Origin of the sequence: Arthrobacter sp. SIMBA_036, assembly GCF_046535135.1 — a bacterium.
GTDB lineage: Bacteria > Actinomycetota > Actinomycetes > Actinomycetales > Micrococcaceae > Arthrobacter.
This window is the reverse complement of sequence record NZ_JAWRXG010000008.1, coordinates 98,081-115,367: the sequence shown is the minus strand read 5'-3', so window position 1 is coordinate 115,367 and position 17,287 is coordinate 98,081. Positions and strand designations below refer to the sequence as shown.

Genomic DNA, 17,287 nt, shown 5'->3' with positions numbered 1-17,287 from the left:
AGCTTTCTTTGAGGAGACCTTTCCACCATGGCCCGTACCGCCTCCCTGTCCGGATTCCCCGAGTGGCTTCCCCAGGAGCGCCTCGTGGAGCTCCATGTGCTCGATACGCTCCGCACCACATTCGAACTGCACGGCTTTTCCTCCATCGAGACGCGGGCCGTGGAAACCGTGGGGCAATTGCTGCGCAAAGGCGACATCGATAAAGAGGTCTACGGACTGAGCAGGCTCCAGGAGGACGACGACGCCGGTTCAGGTTCCGCCGGTACGGACTCCACCCAGCGAGCTGAGAAGGCAGATCCGAATGCCTTGGCCCTGCACTTCGACCTGACAGTCCCTTTTGCACGGTATGTCGTGGAAAATGCCGGATACTTGGCCTTCCCGTTCCGCCGCTACCAGATCCAGAAGGTGTGGCGTGGGGAACGTCCGCAGGAAGGCCGCGCCCGCGAGTTCACCCAGGCCGATATCGACGTCGTGGGCGACGGTGAGCTGCCTTTCCGCTACGACATCGAGATCGCCTTGGTAATTGCCGAAGCCCTGGGCGCCCTCCCCATCCCTGATTTCAGGCTGCGGATCAACAACCGCAAGCTCGCGGAGGGTTTCTATCGGGGCATTGGCCTGACTGACACCGCCGGCGTGCTCCGAAGCATCGACAAGCTCGAAAAGATCGGCGCCGAGAAAGTGGCGCAACTGCTCAAGAGCGAGCTTGGCGCAACGGATGAGCAAGCTGACTTGGCATTGAAGCTCGCCACCATCCGCACCGAGGACACATCGTTCGTCCAGCAGGTGCGCGCACTAGGCGTCAAGGACGACCTTCTGGATGAAGGCTTGGGCGAACTTGAACAGGTGATAGGAGCCGTGGCCCAGCGGGCCCCGGGCAAGGTGGTAGCTGATCTCAGCATCGCCCGCGGGTTGGACTACTACACCGGGACCGTAGTGGAGACCGTGTTGGTGGGCCATGAGCAGCTGGGGTCGATTTGTTCCGGCGGACGCTACGATGCCCTGGCCAGTAAGGGCAACCGCAAGTTCCCCGGCGTCGGACTTTCGATCGGCGTGACCCGCCTGGTCTCACGCATCCTCAGCCAGGAATTCGCCGTTGCCTCCCGGGCTGTGCCAACAGCTGTCCTGGTGGCCCTCAATGACGACGACAGCTGGTCTGCCGCGCAGGATATTGCGGCCGAGCTTCGCGGACGCGGGATTGCCACCGAAGTTGCCGCGAAAGCGGAAAAGTTTGGAAAGCAGATCAAGTTCGCTGACCGCCGGGGCATCCCGTTCGTATGGTTCACCAACGAGGACGGCAAGCACCAGGTCAAAGACCTCCGCTCCGGGGAGCAGGTTGACGCCGATCCCTTGAGCTGGTCGCCGTCGGAGGATGACCTGCATGTGCGGGTCACCACGGCCTGACAGGTAAACTCGGACCGGGACGCCCTTGCGGAAGTCCCCCTCATTTTTCACGCTGAAAGGAATGCTGTGCTGCGCACACATGACCTCGGATCACTTGGTTCCGAGCACATTGGACAAACCGTTACCCTGGCCGGCTGGGTGGGCCGTCGCCGTGATCACGGTGGCGTGGCATTCGTTGACCTGCGTGACGCATCCGGCGTGGCCCAGGTTGTGGTCCGCGAGGAAGAGGTTTTCCACGGACTGCGCAACGAGTACGTCCTGCAGGTGACGGGCACAGTCAACAAGCGCCCCGAAGGCAACGAGAACCCGGCGCTTGCCACAGGCGAGATCGAAGTTATCGCGGACAAGGTTGTGGTTCTCAACACCTCCGATCCGCTGCCCTTCCAGATCGATGAGCATGTCGAAGTGGGTGAGGAAGCACGCCTGAAGCACCGCTACCTCGACCTTCGCCGTCCCGGCCCGGCGCGCAACCTGCGCCTGCGTTCGGAAGCGAACCGGGTTGCCCGCGAACTGCTGCACCAGCGTGGCTACGTTGAGATCGAGACGCCCACCTTGACGCGCTCGACGCCGGAAGGCGCCCGTGACTTCGTGGTTCCGGCACGCTTGGCTCCAGGCTCCTGGTACGCCCTCCCGCAGTCCCCGCAGTTGTTCAAGCAGCTCCTGCAGGTTGGCGGCTTTGAGAAGTATTACCAGATCGCCCGCTGCTACCGCGATGAAGACTTCCGTGCGGACCGTCAGCCCGAGTTCACGCAGCTGGACATCGAGGCAAGCTTCGTTGACCAGGACGACGTTATCGAGCTTGGCGAGGCGATCGTCAAGGCGCTCTGGCAGCTCATCGACGTCGAAGTTCCCACGCCCATTCAGCGGATGACGTACTTGGATGCCATGGCGCGGTACGGCTCGGATAAGCCCGACCTCCGCTTCGGCCTGGAGTTGACCGAGCTGACCGAATTCTTCAAGGACACCAATTTTGGTGTCTTCATGGCTCCGTACGTCGGCGCAGTTGTCATGCCCGGTGGCGCCTCGCAAGCACGTCGTGCCTTGGATGCATGGCAAGAGTGGGCTAAACAGCGCGGCGCCAAGGGCCTGGCCTACGTTCTGTACAAAGAGGACGGCGAGCTCGCCGGTCCTGTTGCCAAGAACCTGACCGATGCAGAGCGTGCCGGACTGGCCGACGCCGTCGGGGCCAAGCCCGGCGACTGCATCTTCTTCGCAGCCGGGGAGAAGACCCCTTCCCGGGCGCTTCTGGGTGCAGCCCGCGTGGAGATCGGCCACCGCACGGGGCTGATCGACCCCAAGGACTGGGCATTCGTCTGGATCGTGGACGCGCCGATGTTCGAGCCTGCCGCTGCCGCAGTGGCATCCGGTGACGTGGCGGTTGGTGCAGGGCAATGGACGGCCGTCCACCACGCCTTCACCTCGCCGAAGCCGGAATTCATGGACACGTTCGACAAAGATCCTGAGTCAGCGCTTTCCTACGCCTACGACATCGTCTGTAACGGCAACGAAATCGGCGGCGGTTCCATCCGTATCCATGAGCGCGACGTCCAGGAACGCGTGTTCCAGCTCATGGGGCTGGACAAGGAAGACGCAGAGACCAAATTCGGCTTCCTTCTGGAGGGGTTCAAGTACGGCGCCCCTCCACACGGCGGCATTGCCCTTGGCTGGGACCGCGTGGTGGCGCTCCTGGCGGGCGTCGAGTCCATTCGCGACGTTATCGCCTTCCCGAAGTCCGGCGGCGGCTATGACCCGCTCACCGCGGCGCCTGCCCCGATTACGGCACAGCAGCGCAAGGAAGCGGGCGTAGATTTCAAGCCCGAAACCAAGCCTGAGACCAAGTCCTGATAGACCGGTAGCCAAAGGCTCCCCGCCATAGTGGGGAGCCTTTGGTGTTCCTGCAGAGAAAGGGTGCGCAGAGTGCTCGAACAATCGCTTCTGGAAACGCTGATGGACAAGGCCTGGCCAGCACGTGAGCGCGAGGACACGGGAGAGTGGGTACTGCGTGCATCCCAGGGCGTGACGCAACGTGCCAATTCGGTGTGGCCAAGGGACCCCGGTTGTGGCGCGGCAGGATCGTCCACCGAAACCGTCATCGCGGCTGGTGTCCGCGCGGCGTCGGAGTGGTACAGAAAGCGCCGGCTACCGTTGATCTTCCAAGTATTCGACGATCCCCGGAGCGCCACCCTCAATACTGTTTTGGATGGGCAACGCTTCTCGAAGCAGTCCGAAACCAAGATCATGGTCCGCGATGTGGGCGCACTGCCACTCCTCCCCACTGCACACAGCGTTGAGCTTTCCGAGCAGCCAACCCAGGAGTGGTTGGACCTCTGGTGGGCCGTTGACGGGCGAGGCGGCGGTGGGGAACTGGCGATTGCGCGCGAGATTCTAACGGGCTGTCCCTCGCTGTATGCGCTGGTAAGGGACGACGACGGCGTCCCGGCCGCCGTCGGACGTCTTGCCTTGGTGGATGGCTGGGGCGGTCTTTACAGCATGGCCACGTCAGCGGGGCACCGCCGGCGCGGCTACGGCACCAGGGTGCTTTCTGCCCTGCTCGACGCTGGCGCCCGGAGGGGACTGCAGGGCTTTTGGTTGTTGGTGACAGCGCCAAATGTTGGCGCGCAGGGCCTTTACGGCAAGGCTGGCTTTTCGGAATACGGCAGCTATCTGTACCGTCAGGCTCCGTTGACGCGGGCGCCCGGGGGCTGCTGACTCAGGGGTTTTTTACTGTGATTCGGATGGCGCATGCGTCCGCGGCAGCCTTGGCCAGAACTGAGCTTCTGGGCTCCTGAATGTCCAGGAAGGACAGGCGCGTGCAGCCGGCCACCGCTTTGAGCAATGGATGTGCCAGAACCTGATCGACGAGAACACGGTCCCCGCCGGGGACGATGTACTCCACGCCCTGGCCGTTAAAGATCCCTGCAGCAAAGTCGGCCGTGGTCTTGGGATCGCTGTGCCGCTTCCCGCTCTTTGAGGCAAGAATTGCGGACCCGCTGGCAGCGGCAACCGCAAAACCGCCCCGCCGAACGAGCAGGATTCCGAGCCGTCGCTCCTGTGCAGCGAGGGAAACCAGGCGGTCAAGGTTGGAGGCGCCCCTGCCTGGGCGTCCGTTCACCGGCCACGGGGCCCTGAGCAGAGCAGTGGCGCCATCCCCTGCGGTGAGCAGCAGACCGTCGTCGTCGAAGTCTTCTTCTATTGCGCCGTGGCTTGCCGCGAAACGCTCCACCCAGCCGTGGAGCCTGGGCGCGGGTACCAGGGCCAGGCGGGCGCTGGCTGAGGGGCGTTCCACGTCGATGTCTCCTTTGCCGTAACTATGAGTAGCCTATCCATGTGGAAGATCTCTTTGGTGCCGGCGGCCTCGACGACGACGAGTCGGAGGATGTGCCTGCCGTTGGGGGTCCTTCGGACGCAAACTGGATGGCCTCGCAACGCAGCCCGCTAGCGGTGCGCATGCGGCCCCGTAGCTTGGATGAAGTAGTGGGCCAGCAACACTTGCTCGGTCACGGTTCACCCCTGCGACAGCTTGCGGCCGGAGTGGACGCCGCCGGTCCGGCCGGGCCCAGCTCGGTGATTCTCTGGGGGCCTCCAGGGACTGGTAAAACTACGCTGGCACACGTGATCGCCCGTGGGCCGGGCCGTAAATTTGTTGAATTGTCAGCCATCACGGCAGGCGTCAAGGACGTTCGCCGGGTGATGGATGAGGCGTTGACAGCCCGAGACTTGTACAAAAAGACCACTGTCCTGTTCCTCGATGAGATCCACCGGTTCAACAAGGCCCAGCAGGACGCCCTGCTGCCGGGAGTCGAAAACCGCTGGGTCGTCCTGGTTGCAGCTACCACCGAAAATCCGTCGTTTTCCGTGGTGTCGCCGCTGTTGTCCAGATCCCTGCTGCTCACACTGAAGCCGCTCACCGATGAGGACATTTACGGTCTGCTGCAGCGGGCTGTTGCGGATGCCCGCGGCCTGTCGGGCCGAATCGAGCTCAGCTCCGAGGCGTTGGATCACCTGGTCCGTTTGTCCGGCGGAGACGCCCGCCGGGCGCTGACGGCACTCGAGGCCGCGGCCGGCGTGGCGTTCGGTGACAGCACCGCCGTCGTACCTGGCCCGGAAGGCAGCGCGGACGCCAGCGCGGACGACGACGGCGAACCGGGCCTTGCGAACGACGGGGCACCTGATCCGGTGCTGGTGGAATTGCGGCACACCGAGCGTGCCCTTGACGCAGCAGCAGTCCGGTACGACCGCGCGGGTGACCAGCATTACGACGTTGCCAGCGCATTCATCAAATCCATTCGCGGTTCGGACGTGGATGCCGCGCTGCACTACCTGGCACGGATGCTTGAAGCCGGGGAAGACCCGCGCTTCGTGGCCAGGCGCATCGTCATTTCCGCTGCCGAGGACATCGGCATGGCCGATCCCACGGCGTTGCAAACGGCCGTGGCTGCAGCCCAGGCGGTGCAACTGATCGGTATGCCGGAGGGGCGCATTGTCCTGGCAGAAGCTGTGGTTCATCTGGCCACCGCACCAAAGTCCAATGCCGCCTACATGGGCTTGAATAAAGCCGTGGCGGACGTCCGCGCCGGTTTCGGTGGCGGAATTCCGATGCATCTGCGTGATGCGCACTATCCGGGTGCCAAGCAGTTGGGTCACGGCACAAGCTATAAATATGCCCATGACGAGCCACATGGCGTGGCCACCCAGCAGTATCCGCCTGATGACCTGGTGGGGAAGAACTACTATGAGCCCACCGGGAACGGTGCTGAACGGGAAATTGCGCCCCGGTTGGAACGGCTCCGCAAGATTGTCAGGGGAGAGTAGGGAAGTGGTAGCATTGATCCTTGTCTGGCATGACCCGACGCTCACATCCCTTGAAGATTCTTCAATAGTGCTGCGCCCGGGCCAGTAGCAAAAGGCAGCGGTTGGCCGATGCTCTCCCTGATGGAGGCCAGTAACACTGACACACCGCAGTAATTGGAAGGACACAAGTGGCTAACAACACTCGTGCTCGCCGTACCGCACGCCTTTCGCGTGCACTCGGCATTGCTCTGACCCCCAAGGCCGCCAAGTACATGGAGCGCCGCCCGTACGGCCCCGGTGAGCACGGCCGTGCCCGCAAGAAGCAGGACTCCGACTACGCCGTACGTCTGCGCGAAAAGCAGCGTCTGCGCGCCCAGTACGGCATCCGCGAAGCCCAGATGACCCGTGCCTTCGAAGAAGCACGCCGCACCAAGGGCCTCACCGGTGAAAACCTGGTTGAACTGCTCGAAATGCGTCTGGACGCCCTCGTGCTTCGTGCTGGTTTCGCCCGCACCATCGCACAGGCCCGCCAGCTGGTTGTCCACCGCCACATCATGGTTGACGGCGTCCGCGTGGACCGCCCGTCCTTCCGCGTTGGCGAAGGCCAGCTCATCCACGTTCACAGCCGCTCCGAGGTCATGGCTCCGTTCCAGGTCGCAGCAGCTGGTGCCCACGCTTTGAACAACGTGCCGGCTTACTTGGACGTCAAGCTCGACGCCCTCCAGGCTCGTTTGGTTCGTCGCCCCAAGCGCTCTGAGGTCCCCGTGATCTGCGAAGAGCAGCTCGTCGTCGAATTCTACGCTCGCTAAAACCAAGCAGCGCATCCAGAGAAGCCCGTGGCACATGCCGCGGGCTTCTTTGTGTAGCGGCCCTCCCTCCTATTAGTGGATGATCCCCTTCGGGTTCATGCCTTTTGGGGCTGGCTACGGCCCATTTATAGGTAAGGTACTGGGGGAGGCTTTGGGCAATGCCCACGATGGCCCATGCAAGCCAGAGCAACCAAGGCAGTCCAACAAACCTAGGAGTTGATTTAAATGACTGGTGGCGACATCGCCGGCCTTATCGCTGCAGGAGTGTTCGCACTCCTTGTCCTGCTGTTGGCCGTGCCTATCTTGAAGCTCGGCGGCGTATTCGACGAGGTGCGGACCTCGATCCGTTCCATCAGCGATGGCGCCACGCCCCTGATGGACGAAGTCACAGCAACCGTGACCACCACCAACCAGCAGTTGAAGAAGGTCGACGGCATTGCCTCCAACGTCTCGGACGCCTCGGCTAACATCTCGGCGCTGTCCTCGCTCGTTGCTGCAACTGTGGGTTCGCCATTGATCAAAGTTGCCGCATTCAGTTACGGGGTCCGGTCCGCTTTTGCTGGACGCCGCACCCCATCTTCCGGCCGACGCAGCCGCTGAACCAACGGGAAGAACCTTAGACCATGAAAAGAATTGTTTGGATGGGCATTGGTGTGGCCATCGGTGTGATCGCTATCCGGAAAATCAATCAGGCCCAGAACGCACTCGGCCCGGAAGGCCTCAACCGGGCCGTTGGCCGGATGGCCGATGGCCTGTACGACTTTGCCGATGCAGTCCGCTCGGGCATGCACCAACGGGAAGAAGACTTGCGCGCCGCGCTTGGCATCGAGAGCGACGGAGCAACCCGCCGCTAGTGAGCGGTTCGCTCCTGTGATCGCAACAGGGCAGAATGGAAAGCTGCGGAACGGCACCAGCCGGGTCCGCGCACATCGTGTGCAGTGAATTGAGAAGGGTAAGTAAACAGCTAATGAAGTCGCAGGAGATCACCAAACGCTGGGTGGACTTTTTTGTCAGCAAGGGTCACACCGCCGTTCCCTCCGCATCGCTCGTTTCCAGCGACCCGTCCCTTCTCTTCACCGTGGCCGGCATGGTGCCCTTTATCCCTTACCTGACCGCACGCGAAGAGCCGCCCTACAGCCGGGCCACGAGCGTTCAAAAGTGCATCCGGACCGGCGATATCGAGGAAGTGGGCAAGACCGCCCGCCATGGCACGTTCTTCCAGATGTGCGGAAACTTCTCATTCGGTGACTACTTCAAAGAAGACGCCATCAAGTTCGCCTTCGAACTTCTCACCTCAAGCGTTGACGACGGCGGTTACGGACTGCCAGCCGAACGCCTCTGGGTAACGGTGTACGAGGAAGACGATGAAGCCAAGGAATTGTGGCTGAAGCACACCGGAATCCCGGCAGAGCGCATCCAGCGTATGGGTAAGTCCGACAACTACTGGCACACCGGCCAGCCGGGTCCTGCCGGTCCGTGCTCGGAGATCTACTACGATCGTGGTCCCGCGTACGGCATCGAAGGCGGCCCGCTGGCCGATGAAACCCGCTACATCGAGATCTGGAACCTCGTGTTCATGCAGTACCAGATCGAAAATGTCCGGTCCAAGGTTGACTTCGACATCGTGGGCGAACTGCCGAACAAGAACATCGATACCGGCCTCGGCATGGAGCGCTTGGCGATGATTCTCCAGGGCGTGGAGAACATGTACGAGACCGACCAGGTCCGTCCCGTGATTGACAAGGCAGCTGAGTTGTCCGGCCGGGAGTACACCTCGGCCGAGTCGCCTGAGGATCCGCATCACACCGATGACGTCCGGATGCGCGTTGTGGCAGACCACATCCGCTCGGCCCTGATGTTGATTGCCGACGGCGTGGCACCTTCCAATGAGGGCAGGGGCTACGTCCTGCGTCGCCTGATCCGCAGGGCGGTACGCGCAATGCGCCTCCTGGGTGTCGAGAAGGCATGCCTGCCTGATCTTTTGCCGGCCTCCAAGGACGCGATGAAGGGCGTCTACCCTGTGGTGGAGACGGACTTTGCACGGATCAGCCGCATCGCGTACGCCGAAGAAAAGGCGTTCCTGCGCACCATCGCCTCCGGCACTGCACGACTCGAGGACGCCGTTGCTGAGTCCAAGGCTGCCGGTGTTCCGCTCTCCGGAGCCGATGCCTTCGCCCTCCATGACACGTACGGCTTCCCCATTGACCTCACCTTGGAAATGGCAGAAGAAGCAGGCCTCAAGGTAGACGAGCCCGGTTTCCGTGCTTTGATGCTGGAGCAGCGTCAGCGTGCACAGGCTGACGCCAAGGGCAAGAAGGGCGGCCACGCCGACCTCAGCGCCTATCAGGAACTTCTCGGCAAGGGCGAAACAGTCTTCACGGGTTACGACGAACTCGAGGGCGAAGCCACGGTCCGGGGCATCGTCAGCGCCGGGCGCCCCGTAGCGCACGCCTCCACTGGGGAGGAGATTGAACTCGTTCTCAACGAGACGCCGTTCTACGCCGAGGCCGGTGGCCAATCCGCAGATACGGGCCTCATCACAGGTGACGGCTTCGTCGTCGAGGTTTTGGACGTCCAGCGTCCCATCAAGGGCCTCAGCGTCCACAAGGCGATCGTCCGTGAAGGTGAAATCTCCTCGGATGCCTTGGTGCGTGCCGCCGTCGACCGTGAACGTCGCCATGCAGCAGAACAGGCGCACACCGGTACCCACATCGTGCACGCCGCCCTGCATCAGATCCTCGGGCCGGAAGCCACCCAGCGCGGTTCCTTCAACAAGGCCGGCTACCTGCGCTTCGACTTCGCCTGGGGTGAGGGCCTGAGCCCTGCTACCCGGTCCGAAATCGAAGAGGTTTCAAACATCGCCATCCGCAACAACTACCGGGTGGACACCAAAGTCATGGGACTGGCTGACGCCAAAGCGCTCGGTGCCATGGCGCTCTTCGGTGAAAACTACGGCAGCGAAGTCCGTGTTGTGGAGATCGACGGCGCGTGGTCCCGCGAGTTGTGCGGCGGCACCCACGTGTCCAACACCTCCCTGATCGGCAGCCTCTCGCTCCTCGGTGAACAGTCCGTGGGCTCAGGAAACCGCCGCGTTGAGGCATTCGTAGGCCTCGACGCCTTCCGGCACCTGGCCGCTGAACGTGCCCTCGTGACGGAACTTACCGAATTGCTGAAGGTTCCCTCGGGACAACTCGCAGACCGTATTTCGAGCACGCTGAACAAGCTGAAGGCAACCGAGAAGGAACTTGACCGCCTTCGCAAGGAGCAGCTTGCTGCTGCTGCCGCCACGCTGGTGGGTACGGCCAAAGACGCGGCCGGCGTGCGTGTGATTGCACACGACGCCGGACAAATCGGAGGAGCCGACGATCTCCGGAACCTTGCACTGGATCTCCGGAACCGCCTGGGTTCGGAGGCTGCCGCCGTGGCAGTAGCCGGTGTCAGCAATGAGCGCCCCGTCATCCTGATCGCCACGAATGAGGCCGCCCGTGAAGCCGGAGTGAAGGCCGGCGCGCTTGTTCGCTTGGCTGCCGGGATCCTCGGCGGTGGCGGTGGCGGTAAGGACGACGTCGCACAGGGCGGCGGCACCGATGCCGGGAAGGTCCCTGCGGCCCTCACGGCAGTGGTCGACGCGATAGCCAAGCGCTAACGGTGAATTCGGCCGAAAGCAGCGACGCCTACCCCCGCGGCACCAAAGTGGGGGTAGACGTCGGGACCGTCAGGGTAGGCGTCGCGATATGTGATCCGGACGGTATCTTGGCAACCCCGTTTAAAACGGTCTTGCGGGATAGCAAGAAAAATTCGGACGTGCGCTACCTGGTCAAGCAGGCCGCCGAATTGGCTGCGGTGCAGATCTTTGTAGGCCTGCCCCGCACCATGAAGGGCGACGAGCGGGGCTCTGCACAGATGGCATCCGATTACGCCCAAGCGCTGGTTAGCGAGCTGCAACGTGTCGGATTGGACGTCCCGGTCAACCTCGTCGACGAGCGTTTGTCCACGGTCACGGCGCACCGGAACCTCCACGAAGCTGGCATGAGCAGCAAGAACCACCGTAAAGTGGTTGATCAGGTTGCTGCTGCTGGAATACTGCAGCACGCAATCGACATGCAAAAAGCCAGAGGAACGGACGTCGGCCGCCGCGTACACGCGCAGGCGGAGTCCGAAAAACCCAGCAGTGCCCCAACGCTGCGGGCTGCCTCCGGCAGTGAATCCGATTCTTCTACGAGGGGACTGCCATTGTGAGCCCGGTCAACAACGACCCCTCCAGCGGTACCGCCGGTGGCGGCATGCCGCTGACACGCAAGGAGCTGCGGGCGAGGGAACGGTTCCTCGCCACGCAAAACCAAGACGTCATCACTTTTCCCGAAGCCACGCCTGGAGCAGCAGGCGGCTCCGCCGACGTCGAGCCCGAGTTGCCCCGTCCGGTGCCCGCAGTCCGGCGTCCATTCGGCGAGCAGCGGGACCCCCTGAACTTCACTCCGCCGCCGGCCCGCTCGCACCAGGACCCCACGCATCAGGACCCCACGCATCCGGACCCCACGCATCAGGGGGAGCCGGAGCAGGGGGAGCCTCAGCAGTCTCACGAACACATCCCCGTTCACGAAGAAACGGGTCACGACGCTGTTGTTCACGACGACGGTGGTCACGACGGCGCTGTTCACCCCGACGTTGTTGAAGACGTTGAACACCACGACCTGGTTCACGACGAAGCAGTTCACGACGACGCTGTCCACCATGACGTTGTTCACCATGAAGCGGAGCAGGACGCGCACGTTGCCGAGGCGGATTTCGCCCACCACGGTGACTTCCTCGAAGAGCATCACCTCGGTGAGGAGCACTTTGACGAGCACCCGCTGGAAGAACACGCGCTCGAAGGGCACCCGCTGGAAGAGCACCCCCTGGATGCCCACCATGAGCTTCTCAGCCCAGTTAAGCCTGCGGTGTCGAAGGCTGCTGCGAAGAAAGCCCGGCGCCGCCGTCGTATTCTCGCCCTCCTCATCACGCTGGTTGTCTTTGTCACCGCCATAGCGGTGGGCGCCCAGTTCTTGAAGCCCCTGCTCGGAATGGACAAGGTGACGGACTACCCTGGACCGGGCACGGGCTCAGTGACCATCACCGTCCCTGCAGGTTCAGGGCCTAAGCAGGTGGCTGCAGACCTCGTTGCGAACAACGTCGTGGCTAATGCCGATGCCTTTGTGAAGGAGTTCGTCGCAGAGGGCGGGGAACTTGCCCCGGGCGACTTCACGTTCCGCACCCAGATGAAAAACAAGGATGCCGCCGCGATTCTCCTGAACAAGGACGCCTCGAAGGTCATGTACTTTGCTTTGAGTGCGGGCCTGCGCATCAGTGAGTCCCTGGATGCGATTTCCAAGGGTTCAGGTATTCCTTTGCAGCAACTGAATGCGCTCAACCAGGCACCCGGGCAGTTCGGACTGCCGGCCAAAGCCAAGAACCTTGAAGGGTACCTTGCGCCGGGAGAATACCGGTTCGATCTCGGCACACCGGCCAAGGACATCATCCAGAAACTGGTCAACACCACACTGGACGAACTCAAGTCCCAAGGAATCACCGATCCCGCCAAGCAGTACGACATTGTCACCATCGCCAGCATCGTCCAGGCAGAAGGCGGACAGGCGGACTACGGCAACGTCGCAGGCGCCATTTACAACCGTCTCAAGCCCAACAACACCGAAACCGCCGGTCTCATCCAGTCCGATGCCACAGTGACCTACGGTCTCGGGAGGAAGTCTTTCCACCTGACGGATGCAGAAAAAGCCGACAAGTCCAACCCGTACAACACGTACGCCACCCCAGGGCTGCCTGCAGGTCCGATAGGCTCGCCCGGCAAGACGGCTATCGACGCCGCAGCCAAGCCAACTGCCAATGACTACCTCTACTGGGTGACCATCAACCTGGACACCAAGGAGACCAAGTTCTCCAAGACGTTGGCCGAGCACCTCACCTACGTTGCGCAGTACAACGCGTGGTGTGACGCCAACCCGGGGCGGTGCGTGTGAGTCGACGCGCCGCCGTCCTGGGGCACCCGATCTCGCATTCGAAGTCACCCGCGCTGCATATGGCGGCCTACGCCAAACTGGGCGTGGACATCGAGTACACAGCCAAGGACATCGAAGTGGGTGGGCTCCGGCCATTCATGGAGTCGCTCCGAGGGGATCCCACGTGGTGTGGGCTTTCGGTCACCATGCCCTTGAAATCGGCAATGGTCCAGGAAGTTGATGAAGTCCGGGGCGCCGCGGCTGCACTGGGTGTGATCAACACGGTTGTTTTTGAGCCCGACGGAGATTCGGTGCGTCGCGTGGGTTACAACACCGACGTTGGCGGGATCGTGGAGGCCGTGCGTTACGGAGGCGTGGCGGCCAGCCCGCACGCAGCCGTCCTCGGTGGCGGTGGCACATCAGCCGCGGCCATCGCTGCGGTTCATGAGCTTGGGGCGCGGCATGTCGATGTCTTCGTTCGTGACACCGGGCGGGCCCGCGAAGCGCAAGCTGCAGCGGCCGCCGTCGGAATTTCCCTTGCGCTCAGGCCAATCACCGAAGCAGCAGGAGCCATGGCTGGTTCGGACTTGGTCATTTCCACCCTCCCCCCGCGGGCCGCGGATGGCCTGGCCGAAGAGTTGGCATCGCTTACTGGCCAGGGGATGGGAACCGGCGCCGGAGTCCTGCTGGATGTGGCTTATGATCCATGGCCCAGCAGGCTCGCCGAGGCCTGGCAAGGGCACGGAGGCGTCGTTGTCCCTGGGCTCGAAATGCTGATGTACCAAGCAGCGGAGCAGATCCGCCGTTTCAGCGGCTGTGACGTGGATGCCTCCGTCATAGATGTGATGTGCGACTCAGTCGGGCTTCCCCGACGAGGGTTCTAGGAGCCTTACATGGCAGGATTGGTTTTATGTTGCGTTGGTTGACCGCCGGTGAATCCCATGGTCCGGCTCTGATCGGAATTATTGAAGGTGTGCCCGCTGGTGTTGAACTCACCAGCGAGCAGATTCGCGATGCCTTGGCTCGCCGCCGCCTGGGCTACGGCCGTGGCGCACGGATGAAGTTCGAGCAGGACGAGGTCATGATCCTCGGCGGCGTTCGGCACGGTCTTACCCAGGGCGGCCCCGTGGCCATTCAGGTGGGCAATACGGAATGGCCCAAGTGGGAACAGATCATGTCAGCGGACCCCGTAGCCCCTGAACTCCTCGCTGACCAGGCACGCAACGCTCCGTTGACGCGGCCCCGGCCGGGGCATGCCGATTTCACCGGAATGCAGAAATACGGTTTTGACGAGGCCCGTCCCGTCCTGGAGCGCGCAAGCGCCCGCGAAACCGCTACCCGTGTGGCATTGGGTACCGTCGCCGCACAATACCTGAAGCACTTGGGCGTGGAATTGGTCAGCCACACGGTGTCGATCGCCAGCGTCAGCGTCCCCGAGGGACGGCCGCTGCCCATGCCTCGCGACGTGATCGCCCTCGACGCCGACCCCTTGCGTTGCTTTGACCGCGAGACATCCGATGCCATGGTGGATGAAGTGGATGCTGCCCACAAGGAAGGCGAAACGCTCGGTGGCGTGGTGGAGGTACTCGCCTACGGTCTCCCTCCGGGACTCGGCAGCTACGTGCACTGGGACCGCCGCTTGGATTCCCGCTTGGCTGCAGCCCTAATGGGCATTCAGGCCATCAAGGGCGTGGAAGTTGGCGATGGTTTCCTGACCGCGACGCGCCGGGGATCTGCTGCCCATGATGAAATCGTCAAGGATGAGGACGGCAAAATTGTCCGGCAGACCAACCGCGCTGGCGGGATCGAGGGCGGCATGAGCATCGGGCAGGTTTTGCGCGTGCGTGCTGCCATGAAGCCGATTGCCACGGTGCCGCGCGCCCTGCGCACGGTCGACGTCAGCACCGGGGAGGCCGCGAAGGCCCACCACCAGCGCTCGGACGTGTGTGCCGTTCCCGCAGCGGGCGTTGTAGCTGAGGCGATGGTTGCCTTGGTCCTGGCCGAAGCGGTGGCCGAGAAATTCGGCGGCGATTCTGTTGCCGAGACCCAACGCAACCTTCAGGGCTATCTGGACAGCATCCCCGCCACCTTGGACTCGGTCGGGCGGTAGTGATGGGCCCGAATTCGGAGGGCGTTCCCGGCCTTCCGGAAGGCCCTGTTGTCCTTGTGGGACCGATGGCGGTGGGGAAGTCCGCCATTGGCCAGAGACTGGCAGACCACTTGGGCTTGCCGTTTGTGGACACGGACGCTGTCATCGTTGCCGCTCACGGAAGCATCGCCGATATTTTTGCAGGCCGTGGGGAGCACGCGTTCCGCGAGATTGAGGCGCGCGCCGTCGCCAAGGCCATCGAGTCCGCCAAGGTCCAGCCGGCCATCATTTCCCTCGGCGGCGGAGCGGTGCTTGATTCCGGTACCCAGCAGTTGTTGGGGGATTGCACCGTGGTGTACTTGGAGTGCGATCGGGAAACCGTTGCAGACCGGATTGCCCGCAACACCGGACGCCCATTGTTGCGCGGCGATGCCCTGGGCCGGTGGGAAGCCTTGTTCGTCACCCGGCGCCCTGTATATGAGCGCCTGGCCGACGTCGTCATGGATGTCCGTTCCGGATCCGTGGCAGAAATCAGCCTCCGCCTGGAGGAGCGGCTGCGCGAGCACGCAGCCTTGAAACAGGAAGTTGAAAAGTGAGCACCGAGGCAACTGTCATCAAGGTGACCGGCCAGTCCGCGAACGAGAACTACGACGTCGTAGTGGGCCGCGGTCTGTTGGAATCGCTCCCTGCCAAGCTGGGGGAGAGGGTGCGCCGTGTCCTTGTCATCCATCCCAGGGCGCTTCGGTTGACCGGCGACACGGTCCGCGATGAGCTGGAAGCTGCTGGGTTCACGGCCCTGACTGCTGAAATTCCGGATGCGGAAGAGGGTAAGCACATCCAGGTTGCAGCCTTCTGCTGGCAGGTGCTTGGACAGAACGATTTCACGCGCTCGGACGCCATTGTCGCAGTGGGCGGTGGCGCTGTCACCGACCTCGCCGGATTTGTCGCGGCCACTTGGCTGCGTGGCGTGAAAGTCATTCACATGCCCACGAGCCTGCTCGGTATGGTGGACGCTTCAGTTGGCGGCAAGACCGGTATCAACACGGCCGAAGGCAAGAACCTCGTTGGTTCCTTCCATCCGCCTGCCGGTGTCTTGGTGGACCTGGACACCCTGCAGACGTTGCCGCGGAACGAGTTGATTTCCGGCATGGCCGAGGTCATCAAGTGTGGCTTCATCGCCGACCCGGTGATTCTTGACCTGGTGGAGAAGAACACCGATGCAGTCATGGATGCCGGCTCGGACGTTGTTCGTGAGCTCATTGAGCGTGCCATCACCGTGAAGGCACGGGTGGTCTCCCAAGACCTCAAGGAATCCGGCCTCCGGGAAATCCTGAATTACGGACATACCCTGGGTCACGCGATTGAGCTCGTGGAGCGCTACTCGTGGCGCCACGGGGCTGCCGTGTCTGTTGGCATGATGTTTGCTGCGGAGTTGTCCCGCAGCGTCGGTCGGCTCTCCGATGCCGACGCCGATCGGCACCGTACGATCCTCGAGGGACTCGGGTTGCCTATCACCTACCGCAGGGACCGATGGCAGGGCCTGCTGGACGGAATGCGGCGGGACAAGAAATCGCGTGGGGACCTGCTTCGCTTCGTTGTCCTCGACGGCGTCGCAAAACCCGGCATGCTCGAAGTTCCGGACACGTCCCTGCTCTTCGCGGCATATCAGGAAATCGCGTCATGACCATCGCTCATCCCGAGGGGGTCAGCGACTGGCCTACCGGAGGCTTCCCTGGGGTCCGGATGAATCCAGACACGCTGCTTCCCGTGGTGGTCAATGAGGACGCCATGGCAGCGGCCTTGGCGGCTTCGAATGACCCGGCTGACCACATCATGGCATTGCTGCTGGAGGACCAGCCCAAGGAAGCCGCCGAGCTCTTGGCCGAAGCACGGTACAAGGATCCGGAATCCTTCCAGCTCCGCATTTTCGAAGCGGAAGTCCTGAGGGCGACGAGCCGCCTGGGCAGGGCAATCCAGTTGTTCCGGCAGTTGCTCCACGAGGTCCAAGGAACGCCAAGGGAAGCGCTCGTCCGGCAATATCTGGGACGCGCCTACTTCGTCAGCGGTAATGCCGTGGCGGCATCGGAGGAATTCGCCCGCGCCCTTGATCTGCGGGTAGCCATGGCAGCCGATGCCGCGTTGATCTATTCCTCCACGGTCGCCCTCCAGCGCGCCCGCAACGTCATGGATCTGGCGTCCTGACA

Annotated in this window: 16 protein-coding genes; 15 read left to right on the top strand and 1 reads right to left on the bottom strand. The window is 62.8% G+C overall.

The genetic code is table 11. From position 1 onward, the window contains the following. The first annotated feature begins 27 nt into the window (after window positions 1-27). The 3 genes from hisS to SB659_RS12385 all read left to right on the top strand — a co-directional run bounded on the left by hisS (window position 28) and on the right by SB659_RS12385 (window position 4,110). Complete coding sequence (gene hisS / locus SB659_RS12395; protein ID WP_284977968.1) at window positions 28-1,401, top strand: histidine--tRNA ligase; 1,374 nt, start codon at window positions 28-30, stop codon at window positions 1,399-1,401. A gap of 66 nt (window positions 1,402-1,467) precedes the next feature. Beyond that, window positions 1,468-3,246: an aspartate--tRNA ligase gene (aspS, locus tag SB659_RS12390; protein ID WP_284977967.1), complete on the top strand. Its 1,779-nt coding sequence runs from the start codon at window positions 1,468-1,470 to the stop codon at window positions 3,244-3,246. Between the two features lie 72 nt (window positions 3,247-3,318). Then, window positions 3,319-4,110, top strand: a complete 792-nt coding sequence (locus SB659_RS12385) for a GNAT family N-acetyltransferase (protein WP_410550609.1) — start codon at window positions 3,319-3,321, stop codon at window positions 4,108-4,110. Window position 4,111: 1 nt separating this feature from the next. Here the strand turns inward: SB659_RS12385 and SB659_RS12380 are convergent, their stop codons facing one another. Next, the gene (locus SB659_RS12380; protein ID WP_410550608.1) at window positions 4,112-4,687 is read right to left on the bottom strand and encodes a Vms1/Ankzf1 family peptidyl-tRNA hydrolase; all 576 of its coding nucleotides are present in this window, start codon (window positions 4,685-4,687) and stop codon (window positions 4,112-4,114) included. A 41-nt stretch (window positions 4,688-4,728) separates the two neighbouring features. On the opposite strand from SB659_RS12380, the gene SB659_RS12375 reads away from it, so the two are divergent. From SB659_RS12375 to SB659_RS12320, 12 genes are all read left to right on the top strand, one after another. Continuing rightward, window positions 4,729-6,213 carry a replication-associated recombination protein A gene (locus SB659_RS12375; RefSeq protein WP_410550607.1) on the top strand — a complete coding sequence of 495 codons (1,485 nt, stop codon included), beginning with the start codon at window positions 4,729-4,731 and terminating at the stop codon, window positions 6,211-6,213. Window positions 6,214-6,380: 167 nt separating this feature from the next. Continuing rightward, window positions 6,381-7,001: a 30S ribosomal protein S4 gene (gene rpsD, locus SB659_RS12370; RefSeq protein ID WP_284974543.1), complete on the top strand. Its 621-nt coding sequence runs from the start codon at window positions 6,381-6,383 to the stop codon at window positions 6,999-7,001. Between the two features lie 225 nt (window positions 7,002-7,226). Then, window positions 7,227-7,601, top strand: coding sequence for a DUF948 domain-containing protein (locus SB659_RS12365; protein WP_284974544.1), 375 nt, complete (start codon window positions 7,227-7,229; stop codon window positions 7,599-7,601). 23 nt (window positions 7,602-7,624) lie between these two features. Beyond that, entirely contained in the window at window positions 7,625-7,855 is a 231-nt protein-coding gene (locus SB659_RS12360; protein WP_410550606.1) for a DUF6167 family protein, read from the top strand. Window positions 7,856-7,968: 113 nt separating this feature from the next. Next, on the top strand, window positions 7,969-10,647 hold the full coding sequence (alaS, locus tag SB659_RS12355; protein WP_284977962.1) for an alanine--tRNA ligase: 2,679 nt from the start codon (window positions 7,969-7,971) through the stop codon (window positions 10,645-10,647). 2 nt (window positions 10,648-10,649) lie between these two features. Next, window positions 10,650-11,240, top strand: a complete 591-nt coding sequence (gene ruvX, locus SB659_RS12350; RefSeq protein ID WP_284977961.1) for a Holliday junction resolvase RuvX — start codon at window positions 10,650-10,652, stop codon at window positions 11,238-11,240. Then, window positions 11,237-13,015, top strand: a complete 1,779-nt coding sequence (gene mltG, locus SB659_RS12345; RefSeq protein ID WP_410550605.1) for an endolytic transglycosylase MltG — start codon at window positions 11,237-11,239, stop codon at window positions 13,013-13,015. Before ruvX ends, mltG begins: the two co-directional genes overlap by 4 nt. Further along, the gene (locus SB659_RS12340; protein WP_284977959.1) at window positions 13,012-13,878 is read left to right on the top strand and encodes a shikimate dehydrogenase family protein; all 867 of its coding nucleotides are present in this window, start codon (window positions 13,012-13,014) and stop codon (window positions 13,876-13,878) included. Before mltG ends, SB659_RS12340 begins: the two co-directional genes overlap by 4 nt. Before the next feature lie 26 nt (window positions 13,879-13,904). Beyond that, on the top strand, window positions 13,905-15,104 hold the full coding sequence (gene aroC, locus SB659_RS12335; protein ID WP_284977958.1) for a chorismate synthase: 1,200 nt from the start codon (window positions 13,905-13,907) through the stop codon (window positions 15,102-15,104). A 2-nt stretch (window positions 15,105-15,106) separates the two neighbouring features. Next, on the top strand, window positions 15,107-15,679 hold the full coding sequence (locus tag SB659_RS12330; RefSeq protein ID WP_410550604.1) for a shikimate kinase: 573 nt from the start codon (window positions 15,107-15,109) through the stop codon (window positions 15,677-15,679). Beyond that, window positions 15,676-16,767, top strand: a complete 1,092-nt coding sequence (gene aroB, locus SB659_RS12325) for a 3-dehydroquinate synthase (RefSeq protein WP_410550603.1) — start codon at window positions 15,676-15,678, stop codon at window positions 16,765-16,767. Before SB659_RS12330 ends, aroB begins: the two co-directional genes overlap by 4 nt. Continuing rightward, window positions 16,764-17,285: a tetratricopeptide repeat protein gene (locus SB659_RS12320; RefSeq protein ID WP_410550602.1), complete on the top strand. Its 522-nt coding sequence runs from the start codon at window positions 16,764-16,766 to the stop codon at window positions 17,283-17,285. The genes aroB and SB659_RS12320 overlap by 4 nt, the downstream gene beginning before the upstream one ends. The last annotated feature ends 2 nt before the right edge of the window (window positions 17,286-17,287 follow it).

Excerpts from the sequence above, each read along its gene's own strand:
- SB659_RS12320 (WP_410550602.1), top strand. The coding sequence starts at position 16,764 with ATGACCATCGCTCATCCCGAGGGGGTCAGCGACTGGCCTACCGGAGGC.
- SB659_RS12365 (WP_284974544.1), top strand. The coding sequence starts at position 7,227 with ATGACTGGTGGCGACATCGCCGGCCTTATCGCTGCAGGAGTGTTCGCA.
- aroC (WP_284977958.1), top strand. The coding sequence starts at position 13,905 with ATGTTGCGTTGGTTGACCGCCGGTGAATCCCATGGTCCGGCTCTGATC.
- alaS (WP_284977962.1), top strand. The coding sequence starts at position 7,969 with ATGAAGTCGCAGGAGATCACCAAACGCTGGGTGGACTTTTTTGTCAGC.
- SB659_RS12330 (WP_410550604.1), top strand. The coding sequence starts at position 15,107 with ATGGGCCCGAATTCGGAGGGCGTTCCCGGCCTTCCGGAAGGCCCTGTT.
- SB659_RS12360 (WP_410550606.1), top strand. The coding sequence starts at position 7,625 with ATGAAAAGAATTGTTTGGATGGGCATTGGTGTGGCCATCGGTGTGATC.
- hisS (WP_284977968.1), top strand. The coding sequence starts at position 28 with ATGGCCCGTACCGCCTCCCTGTCCGGATTCCCCGAGTGGCTTCCCCAG.